General features: G+C 67.5%; 9 protein-coding genes and 4 tRNA genes. 12 read left to right on the forward strand and 1 reads right to left on the reverse strand.

All coding sequences use genetic code 11. The annotated features are described in order from the left end of the window. Positions 1-4: 4 nt before the first annotated feature. Complete coding sequence (locus AB0N27_RS23060; RefSeq protein WP_139587980.1) at positions 5-499, reverse strand: YajQ family cyclic di-GMP-binding protein; 495 nt, start codon at positions 497-499, stop codon at positions 5-7. A gap of 147 nt (positions 500-646) precedes the next feature. On the opposite strand from AB0N27_RS23060, the gene AB0N27_RS23065 reads away from it, so the two are divergent. The 12 genes from AB0N27_RS23065 (at position 647) to nusG (ending at position 10,048) form a co-directional block, all read left to right on the forward strand. Next, positions 647-730, forward strand: a tRNA-Tyr gene (locus tag AB0N27_RS23065). 636 nt (positions 731-1,366) lie between these two features. Further along, positions 1,367-3,088, forward strand: a complete 1,722-nt coding sequence (locus AB0N27_RS23070) for a pentapeptide repeat-containing protein (protein WP_364373329.1) — start codon at positions 1,367-1,369, stop codon at positions 3,086-3,088. A gap of 1,082 nt (positions 3,089-4,170) precedes the next feature. Further along, positions 4,171-4,302 carry a hypothetical protein gene (locus tag AB0N27_RS23075; RefSeq protein WP_357993684.1) on the forward strand — a complete coding sequence of 44 codons (132 nt, stop codon included), beginning with the start codon at positions 4,171-4,173 and terminating at the stop codon, positions 4,300-4,302. Between the two features lie 113 nt (positions 4,303-4,415). After that, positions 4,416-6,944 carry an EAL domain-containing protein gene (locus AB0N27_RS23080; RefSeq protein WP_364373333.1) on the forward strand — a complete coding sequence of 843 codons (2,529 nt, stop codon included), beginning with the start codon at positions 4,416-4,418 and terminating at the stop codon, positions 6,942-6,944. 92 nt (positions 6,945-7,036) lie between these two features. Beyond that, positions 7,037-7,109: transfer RNA gene (locus AB0N27_RS23085), tRNA-Thr, on the forward strand. Positions 7,110-7,133: 24 nt separating this feature from the next. Further along, positions 7,134-7,206, forward strand: a tRNA-Met gene (locus tag AB0N27_RS23090). A gap of 132 nt (positions 7,207-7,338) precedes the next feature. After that, positions 7,339-7,506, forward strand: a complete 168-nt coding sequence (rpmG, locus tag AB0N27_RS23095) for a 50S ribosomal protein L33 (RefSeq protein WP_007073056.1) — start codon at positions 7,339-7,341, stop codon at positions 7,504-7,506. A gap of 130 nt (positions 7,507-7,636) precedes the next feature. Then, positions 7,637-8,083 carry a MaoC family dehydratase N-terminal domain-containing protein gene (locus AB0N27_RS23100; RefSeq protein ID WP_364373337.1) on the forward strand — a complete coding sequence of 149 codons (447 nt, stop codon included), beginning with the start codon at positions 7,637-7,639 and terminating at the stop codon, positions 8,081-8,083. 1 nt (position 8,084) lies between these two features. Further along, entirely contained in the window at positions 8,085-8,477 is a 393-nt protein-coding gene (locus tag AB0N27_RS23105) for a MaoC family dehydratase (protein WP_364373340.1), read from the forward strand. 129 nt (positions 8,478-8,606) lie between these two features. Further along, positions 8,607-8,679 (forward strand) — tRNA-Trp (locus tag AB0N27_RS23110). Between the two features lie 213 nt (positions 8,680-8,892). Then, entirely contained in the window at positions 8,893-9,285 is a 393-nt protein-coding gene (secE, locus tag AB0N27_RS23115) for a preprotein translocase subunit SecE (protein ID WP_364373343.1), read from the forward strand. A gap of 40 nt (positions 9,286-9,325) precedes the next feature. After that, a complete protein-coding gene (nusG, locus tag AB0N27_RS23120; RefSeq protein ID WP_139582412.1) occupies positions 9,326-10,048 on the forward strand; it encodes a transcription termination/antitermination protein NusG in 723 nt (240 codons plus the stop codon). Positions 10,049-10,181: the final 133 nt, after the last annotated feature.

Genomic DNA, 10,181 nt, shown 5'->3' on the forward strand with positions numbered 1-10,181 from the left:
GTCGCTACCGGTAGTTGGTGAACTGGAGGGCGACGCCGAAGTCCTCACCCTTGAGCAGGGCGATGACCGCCTGGAGGTCGTCCCGCTTCTTGCCTGTGACCCGGAGCTGGTCGCCCTGGATTTGCGCCTGGACACCCTTGGGGCCCTCGTCGCGGATCTTCTTGCTGATCGCCTTGGCCTTGTCCGTCTCGATGCCCTGGATCACCTTGCAGTCAATCTTGAACACCTTGCCGGACGGACGCGCCTCGCCCGCGTCCAACGACTTCAACGAGATGTTCCGCTTGACCAACTTCTCCTTGAATACGTCAAGCGCGGCGCGCACCCGCTCCTCGGTCTCCGCCTGAAGGCCGATCGCCTCCTCACCCGACCAGGAGATCTCCGCGCCCGTGCCACGGAAGTCGAACCGCGTCGAGAGCTCCTTCTCCGCCTGACGGAGGGCGTTGTCGACCTCCTGGCGGTCAACCTTGCTCACGATGTCGAACGACGGGTTCGCTGCCATGCTGATACTCCTGCTGTCCGGCGGTCTGGGCCTGCTGCCGGCCGCCGACCAGCGGCACGACCCCCTGACCGTACCCGGTTGCGCCGGCACCGGGGGGAGCCGCTATCCTTGCTTCCGCCGCCGCGTTACGACGCGGTGGGGTGCCCTGGCGGGTTGCCCGAGCGGCCAATGGGAGCGGACTGTAAATCCGTCGCGAAAGCTACAGAGGTTCGAATCCTCTACCCGCCACCAGGCAGCGGCGAGGCCTCTGAACTGCGGAAACGCAAGTCAGGGGCCTTCGTCGTATCCGACTACTGTTGATCATGGTTGCCCCTGCTTCGCCGGACTATCGGGCACGGCGATGCAGAGCTGAGATGGCGGTTGACTGGACGGCCGTTGGAGCACTGGCGACGGGTGTAGGTGCCGTGGTCGCGGCGGCGTCGGCAGTGGTGGTGGCCTGGCAGGCCAAGGAAACCCGACGAGCGGCCCAAGCGGCGGTTGAGTCTGTGGCCTTAGGTCGGTAGGCCCTTTCTCGCATAGGGCGTCCGCGTGGCTCCGTCGACCGCAGTTAGCTCGGCTCGGCACAACGCGTTCTCAACTCGTACGACCAGTGAGGGCGTGCCGGTGGTCGCGGTGAAGCGGAGCACTTCGAGCGGGTCGTCGGTGCCTCGGATGTGCGCCGGTACCTCGACGCCGTGCTCCTCGATGACGCGGCGCAGCTCGGCCGCGACGGTGGAGTCCGCGAGCGTGGCGAAGATGGCGCAGACCGGTCCGTCGAAGTCGAGCAGGATCGGCCCGGTGTCGCTGACGCCCTCGGCTGACGTTGCTGCTGGCCCGGGCGGTGTTCTGGTGAGCGCTGTTGTGGACGAGGTGCGCTAAAAGGAGGGGGTGGAGTTGCCCGCACCGCACGACTCAACCCGGTCCGAGGTCCGCGTCACGGTTGGTTCGATTCCGGCCGGTGATAGTCGCGTGCCAGCGCTGCGCCTCTGGGGTATCCGTCGGTCAATCGCCATGGCAGTCGCAACTGCGTTACTGCTCGTCGGGGGCCTAGTAGCTGCGGCGCTCGGCTTCGCCGGTTGGCCTGGCCTTGAGCGTGGCGCAACCGTCACGGCGGCCACGCTGTTTGACCTCTTCAAGCTTGTCTTCGCGGTTGTGGCAGGCATCGGTGGTGTCGCCGCCTTGGTGGTCGCCTATCGACGGCAGCGGGTAGCGGAGCACACGAGTGCGTTGGCGGAGTTCGCTCACCAACTGGCGCACGCTGCTGACGTGCGTGCCGAAGCTACCAAAGCTCTCGCTGAGGCGGCCGACGAACGGGCAAAGATCGAGACCGACCGCAACGGTGTCCGTCTGTTCAACGAACGTTTCGCCACGGCATCCGAGCAGCTTGGTTCCGCGAAGGCAGCCGTACGTTTGGCGGGCGTCCACGCCATGGCGGGTCTTGCCGATGACTGGTGGGAGGGTCGGCAGACCTGCATCGACGTTCTCTGCGCCTACCTCCGCCTGCCCTACCCCCATCCCGCCGATGTTTCGGACGAAGCGCCGGCACAGGCCGACGATCAAGTTTCGATTGCGAACGTCGACATGGATCGCGCCGCTCGCGAGGAACGTGAGGTGCGACATACCGTCATCCGCCTCGTTGGCAGACGCTTACGTCATGTCGCAGACGACTCCGCCTCATGGCGCGGCTACGACTTTGACTTCACCGGCGTGGTCTTTGACGGCGGGGATTTCACGGGCTCGGTGTTCAGTGGCGGGCGGGTTTCCTTCGGTGGAGCGATTTTTCGCGGGGAGTCGGTGTCCTTTAATGGGGCGAGATTCGATGGCGGGTTAGCGTCCTTTGCTGGGGCGAGTTTCGACAGCGGGAAAGTGTCTTTCGACTCAGCGAAATTTGGTGACGGGGAGGTCTCCTTTGTTGGGGCGAGTTTCGGCGGAGGGAAGGTGTCTTTCGACTCGGCGGCATTTGATGGCGGGGAGGTCTCCTTCGTTGGAGCGAGTTTCGACGGTTCGGAGGTCTTCTTCGACCAAGCCACGTTCGATGGCGGGGAGGTGTCCTTCCGTAGGGCCACGTTCAAGAGTCGGCTGGTGTCCTTCAGGGAGACGAGGTTCAGCAGCGGGCAAGTTTCGTTCGATGCGGCGAGTTTCAGCGGTTCAGGGCTGCACTTCGACCGAGCCATGTTCGACGGTGGGCGGGTGCACTTCCGCGGGGCGACGTTTGACGGTAGCTACGTGACGTTTGGCAGAACGACGTTCCACGGTGCCGAGGTCACCTTCAGTGGGGCGACGTTCAGCGATGGGCGAGTGTCCTTTGATGGGGCAACGTTCGACGATGGATGGGTGAAATTCGATGAGGCCCGGTTCGGTGGTGGGATGGTGGTCTTCGGCGCGGCGAATTTCGACGGCGCGCTAGTGTCCTTCCGCAACGCGACATTCGCCGATGGATGGGTAGGTTTCGGCGAGGCAAGGTTCAGTGGTAGGCAAGTGGACTTCAGCGGGGCGAAGTTCGTCGGAGGGGAGGTGCTCTTCCACGGGGCAGCTTTCCTGATTCCGCCCAGGTTCGACGATTGGCCCGCCGGGCAACCACCGGGTGTTCTGTTCCTGCCCGAAGCGTGAGTTATCTTTGCCGTTTGCAGATGGTTGGCGGCCGGCCCTTCCGAGGTTCGGCCGGGAGGAAAACGCGCAGTTCAGCATGGCTAACCGGCGCAGGATGGCGGACGCCCTGTAAATCCGTTGCGAAAGCTGCAGAGGTTCGAATCCTCTACCCGCCACCAGGTGCAGACACGGCCCCTGACCAGCAGAGATGCTGATCGGGGGCCGTTGTCATTTGTCTGGCCGAGTCCGGCTGAGTCCAGCCGATGACGACTGGTTGTGGGCAGGCCGACCTGGCCGCTCAGGCTCCTCTGATTCAACCCCGGTCTCTGTCGGCGCCATTGTCGCCGACCAGCCGGCGAGCTTCGGCGAGGACCTCCGCGTCGAGAGCCTCGGGCTTGGTGCTGGTCTGCTTGTGCACCTCGTGGACGGCGTCGACGTACTCGTAGGCGCTCTCGACGTTGATGAGTTCGCCTGCTATGGGAGTCCGGCGTAGGTGATGAACCGGGAGACCCAGGACGTCAGTTCGCGGGGTGTGATCGTCTTGGCGAGCAGTCGTCGCGCCATGATCCGGAGGACTTCCTCTTCGGCCTTCCGGCTCTCTTCCCCGTAGTAGGTCCGGGAGAACTCCGCGAAGGCAGCACGCGGACGAGGTTGACGGCGGCGGCCGCCTCTTCGCTAGGTGTCGGAAATCTTCGCCTCCGAGGTACGGGTGCGCGTCCCGGCTGCCGTGCAGGTCATGGGCCTGAGGGCTGTCACGACGTGGTACGACTGCCGCCGTACCCATCGATGGGTATTGGCCTCGTCGGATGGTTCTGATACAACGGTGGTTGCCCTTCGTGCGGCTTCTCCGACAGTCGAATGGGCGGCCGAGGGTGTTTCGGCTCTTTGGCGAGGAAGGTCGGAGTGATCACCAGACGAACCGCCCGCGGGGCGCGAGGGATGGGCAGGCATCACCACACCAGGCAACACGGCCTGACGGATCGGTCGGACTTGCCGTCGTCCAGGGGGAGCCGGCACGCGGAGGCTTTGTTGGCCTCTTCCCGTGTGGCACCATCATGGAACCTCCACCCCTCGCCGTGCCTCTTGTGACAGGAGCCCCACAGATGCCCACTCAGAAGTTGGGTCGGCTGCTTGGTTCGACCCTGATGCTGCTCTCCCTGTTCGTTGGTGTCGGAGCAATCACCGGGGTGCCGGACAGCGGCACCGTTCGCACTCTTGAGTTCGAGTGGAACTGACGTATCCCATGGTTCCTGTTAGCTGACCGTCATCGTCTCTGCGGTGTCGGCGGTGTCGGCGGTAGCCGCCCGTCGGCGCCGCAGGTGACTCTTCGTGACGGCAAGGGAGCAGGATGAGCAGCCGCGCGACAGGTTCGCGACGTCGCACAGACCTGGCCTGGTTCATAACCGGGCCGCTCGCGTTCATCGCGGTATTCGGCTGTCTGCTGATCGCCCTGGTTGACCCGGAGCCCTACGGCAACTGGGGTCCGGCCGGGCTGCTGCTCGTCGCGTTGATCGCCGCTCACCTGCCGGTGTTGAGCTTCGTCGTACGGCGCCAGACCCTCTCGGCGACGGTCACCGAGATCCCGCTGGTCCTGGCGCTCTACTACCTACCGCCGCTGACAGTCGTCCTGGTGGCCACGTTGGCGGCCCTGATCACACAGGTGCGGCGCCGACTGGGTGTCGCCAAGTTCGCGTTCAACGTGGCGCGCTCCGCCGCCGCCACCTCGCTGGGCGGTCTGGTGCTGTTGGCGCTTCCGCCGGTCCGGGGCGTCGGGCCGGGCACCTGGGGCATTCTCTTCGCGGCGGTCAGCACGATCACTCTGGTGACGCTGGCCGCGGTGGTGGCTGTGATCACCCTTCTCCAGGGTTCCCAGGCCGGGCTGGAGGTCGTGCGCACCTCGACCGTGCCGTTGTTGGCCGCCGGGGTCAACGCCACCGTCGGGTTGATCATCGTGATCGCGGTGAGCACCACCCGCTGGTCACTGCTCCTGCTGGCCGCGCTCGCGGTCACGGTGGCCGTTGTCTACCGCGCGTACGCCCAGTTCCTGCGCCAGCACCGCACGCTGGCCGACATCTACGACCTGACCCGCGCGATGAGTCAGAGCGGGCAGGACGGCACGTTGCCGGACGCCCTGCTCGGCCGGGTGCGCGCGCTGATGCAGGCCGAGTACGCGACTCTGTGGCTACCCGCCCAGGGTCGACACCCCGAGGTGCTGCTCACCGCCCGGGTCGACGGCCGAGGGCTGCTCGACTTCTCCGAGATCCCGGCGGCGCTGCGCGAGTCCGTCGTGGCCCAGCGGAAGCCGGTCGCCCTGGGTGTCCGCTTCGGTGAGGACCGGGAACGCTCCGCGCTGTTGCGGGCGGCGGGTGCCAAGGACGCGATAGTGGTGCCGCTCTGGTCGGGGCAGGCGGTGATCGGGACGCTCGAGGTGGTCAACCGGCTCAGCGACGTCGGCCATTTCGCCCCGGCCGACATTCCCGTCTTCGAGACCGTGGCCGCCCATGCCGGCGTGGCGCTGGAGAATTCCCGACTGGTCGACCGGCTGCGACACGACGCGTACCACGACGCCCTGACCAAGCTGCCCAACCGGCGGCGGATCACCGCCGCGCTTGAGGAGTCGGTCAAGATCCGTACCGAGGGTGAAGTGGTGGCTCTGCTGCTCTTCGACGTCGACGGCTTGCGCCAGGTAAACGAGTCCCTCGGCCACGCGGCGGGGGACAAGGTCCTCGTCGAGGTCGCCAACCGGCTGCGGGCCAGCGCGCCCTCGTCGGCTCTGGTGGGCCGGGCCAGCGGCGACGAGTTCCTGGTGACGCTGCGGTTGGAGAGCGCCGACGCCGCGCTGGAGCTGGCCGGTCAGTTGCGTGACCAGATCCGCGACGAGATGGTCTTCGACGCCCTCACCCTCGATGTGAACACCGCAGTCGGGGTGGCCGTACACCCGGATCACGGCAGCGACGCGGCGACCCTTCTGCTCCGGGTGGACCTGGCGGCCACGGCGGCCAAGTCGGTGCCGGGCAGCGTGCAGTTGTTCAACCCGGGCCTGGAGTCGCGGTCGCTGCGCCGGTTGGGTCTCGCCGGCGACCTGCGCCAGGCGTTGGACCAGGACGAGCTGGAGGTCTACTTCCAGCCCAAGGTGACGTTGCGGGACCGCCGGCTGGTCGGGGTGGAGTGCCTGGCCCGCTGGGAGCACCCGACGCACGGCACTGTCGCTCCGGAGGACTTCGTCGCGGTGGCCGAGCACACCGGCCAGCTGAGCAGGCTCACCGAGGTGGTGCTCCGCGAGGGGTTGCGACGCAGCCGCGACTGGGCCGATGCCAACCAACCGCTGCCCATCGCGGTCAACCTCGCCGCCCGCTCGCTCACCGACCAGCACTTCCCGGACCGGGTGCAGGAGTTGCTCACCGAGTACGGGGTGCCGGCGCAGCGCCTCACCCTGGAGATCACCGAGTCGGGGGTACTGGACGGCACGGACCGGCCCATCCCGACCCTGCAACGGTTGCGCGATCTCGGCGTACGGCTGTCGGTGGACGACTTCGGCACCGGGGATTCGTCCCTGGCTCACCTGCGTCGGCTGCCGGTGCACGAGGTGAAGGTGGACCGTTCGTTCGTGCAGGGCATGGCGACCGACCCGGGGGACCTGGCGATCGTCAACGCGGTGGTGACGCTCTCCCAGCAGTTCGGTCTGGCCGTGGTCGCCGAGGGCGTGGAGAGCGAGCTGACCCTGGAGCTTCTTCAGGACATCGGCTGCGAGATCGGGCAGGGATTCCTGTTCAGCAGGCCGCTGCCGTACGAGCGGCTGGCCGCCTGGTTCGGCGCTCAGGTGGACCCGGAGGCAACGTCCGTGGGGGAGCTTCCGCGCCTGCGTGTGGTGCCCTGACCTGGGCGTGGGCGGTCGCCGGGGATCCGATTTCACCTGCTGACCGGTGCCGTGTATTCTACTTCTGCGCGCCCCCAGGGGAGTTCGCGCAGGCCCCCTTAGCTCAGTCGGCAGAGCGTCTCCATGGTAAGGAGAAGGTCTACGGTTCGATTCCGTAAGGGGGCTCGAGGGTTCAGCTGGACCCACCGCGGCGGTGTAGCTCAGATGGCAGAGCAAGCGGCTCATAATCGCTGTGTCGCCGGTTCAAGTCCGGCCACCGCTACTCTCGTCTTCCGGGCTCGTTCCCGGTGGTCGTTGAGATGGGCGCCACTGGCGCCCACTTTGCATGTCCGCGCAGTCAGCAACTAGGCTGGCGCGTCGTAGTTGTTTCCGTTAGCGAGGAAGGCACTCCGCCGTGGCGAAGGCTACCGATGTCCGGCCGAAGATCACTTTGGCGTGTGTGGAGTGCAAGGAGCGCAACTACATCACGCGCAAGAACCGGCGCAACGACCCCGACCGCATCGAGCTGAAGAAGTTCTGCCCGCGTGACGGTCGGCACACGGTCCACCGCGAGACCCGCTGATCGCTGGCCGGCCCCGCGCCGGCCGTCGTTCCGAAGCTCTTCCCGATCGCCGATCTGACCGGTACGGCGCGGCAAATGCCGCTGTCGACCGAGCGGATCGGCGATCGTGCTTTCCGTGTAGGTTCGCGACATGCCTCTGGACCCTTCCTTCGTCGGCCGGACGTATCCGCCGACCGCCCCCTACCAGGTGGGCCGAGAAAAGATCCGTGAGTTCGCCACCGCCATCGGCTCCACCGACGCGGCCCACCACGACCCGGAGGCGGCCCGGGCGCTCGGGCACCCGGACGTGGTCGCCCCGCCGACCTTCCCGGTGGTGCTCACGATGGCCGCGAGCCGGCAGATCATCGAGGATCCGGCGCTGGGCGTCGACTACAGCCGCCTGGTGCACGGCGACCAGCGGTTCGCGTACACCCGGCCGGTGGTGGCAGGTGACGAGCTGGTGTGCGTCAACACGATCGAGGACGTCACCACCCGGGGCGGGCACGGCTTCCTGACCACCCGCACCGACGTGAGCACCGTCGGCGGGGAGCCGGTCGTGGCCGTCTGGGCCAAGTACGTCGTACGCGGGGAGGCCTGAGATGGAGCTGGCAGCCAAGACGTTCCGGGTGACCCGCGCGGACCTGGTCCAGTACGCGGGCGCCTCGGGTGACTTCAACCCGATCCACTGGAGCGACCGGGTCGCCACCAAGGTGGGCCTGCCCGGGGTGATCGCCCACGGCATGTTCACCATGGCCCTGGTCGGCCGGGCGGTCACCGAGTGGGCCGGGTCGCCCGACGCGGTGGTCGAGTACGGCGTCCGGTTCACCCGGCCCGTGGTGGTCCCCGACGACGACCAGGGCACCGAGATCGAGGTCTCCGCTGTGGTCCGTGAGGTGACCGAGGAGGGCCTCACCCGGCTCGATGTGACAGCCACCTGTCTGGGCGAGAAGGTGCTGTCGCAGGCCCGGGCGACCATCCGGACGGCACGCTGAACAACCCCCGCCACGCGTGGCGGGGAGACCGGTTGGGAAAGTCGGGCGGCTACCCGTACACTGGTCCGCCGTGGGGCAAGTGACCCCTGCTCGGTCGTCTGTGGCCGCGTGGGGCGAGTGTTGCCGCACAGGGGTGTAGCTCAATTGGCAGAGCAGCGGTCTCCAAAACCGCAGGCTGCAGGTTCAAGTCCTGTCACCCCTGCGCCTCAGGCCTGACCGTTCCCGTGGGTCGCGCCGCCGACAAGGCGGCGTCCGGCCCGTGGTGGTGGCATCGGCGGGGTGGTTCCGAGGCATTCGGGCCCTCCGGTTGATCCACCGGCCGCGGCCCGTCGCGGGACGGTTGGGCCCGGCCGGCGTGACCAGCGCCGCGTACGCCACCCGGCGTGCGACCCCAGATTCCGCGACGGAGGGCGAAGTGGCCGACAACAAGCGGCGCGGCGAGGACGCCGGCGACGATCGTCTGGACGACGAGGTCGTCGACGAGGCAGCCGACGACGACGCCTCCAGCGCGGACGAGCCGGTCTCCCGGGGTGGCACCGCGACGCGGTCGCGTGCCCGCGCGGAGTCTGCGGACAGCCGGCCGACCACCCGGTCGGAGACCGGTCGGGTGGGCGTCTTCGGCCGTGTCGCCCGGTTTTTCCGCGAGGTCGTGGCCGAACTGCGTAAGGTCATCTGGCCGACCCGCAAGGAGTTGCTGACTTACACCGCCGTGGTGGTGACGTTCGTCGCGGTGATGCTGACGATCGTCGGTGTGCTGGACTACGGCTTCGCCAAGGTCGTGCTGTTTGTCTTCGGCAACTCGAGCTGACCGGCTGGCCTCCAGCCGATAGTGACGGAAGTGAGCGAGCGTGCCTGAGTACGACGAGACCGCCGGACCGGTGGACGAGCAGTCCACCGTCGCGACGGCGGCTGGTGACGAGTCGGTCGAGGCCGCCAGCGAGCCGGAGTTCCCAACGACCGAGCCCGAGCCCGACGAGGAGTACGACCCCGTCGCCGAGCTGAGGCAGAAGCTGCGCTACGCGCCGGGCGACTGGTACGTGGTGCACTCGTACGCCGGCTACGAGAACAAGGTCAAGACCAACCTCGAGACCCGGATCACGAGCCTCGACATGGAGGACTTCATCTACCAGGTCGAGGTGCCGACCCGGGAAGAGGTCGAGGTCAAGAACGGTAAGCGTTCGCAGATCCAGGCCAAGGTCTTCCCCGGTTACATCCTGGTCCGGATGGAGCTGACCGCCGAGTCGTACTCCTGCGTCCGCAACACCCCGGGTGTGACCGGCTTCGTCGGCGCGACCGACCGGGCCGACCGGCCCGCGCCGCTGTCGCTCGACGAGGTGCTGAAGTGGCTGGCACCGGCGGTCGAGACCGAGCAGAAGAAGGCGAAGCCGGAGATCAAGGTCCTCGACTTCGAGGTCGGCGACTCGGTCACCGTCACCGACGGCGCGTTCGCGTCGCTGCCGGCCACGATCAGCGAGATCAACGCCGACCAGCAGAAGCTCAAGGTGCTGGTGTCGATCTTCGGCCGGGAGACCCCGGTGGAGCTCAACTTCAACCAGGTCGCCAAGATCTGACCGGTCGTGGGGGGGGGGGCCCGCCCCCCCCCCCCCCCGGCGGACGCCCCCCCCCCCCCCCCCCCCACACCAGGAGGGCCGCAGGACGCGACACGTCAACCACGCCCAACCCCCCCCCCCCCCGCCCCCCCCC

Origin of the sequence: Micromonospora sp. NPDC093244, from assembly GCF_040683695.1 — a bacterium.
Lineage (GTDB): Bacteria > Actinomycetota > Actinomycetes > Mycobacteriales > Micromonosporaceae > Micromonospora.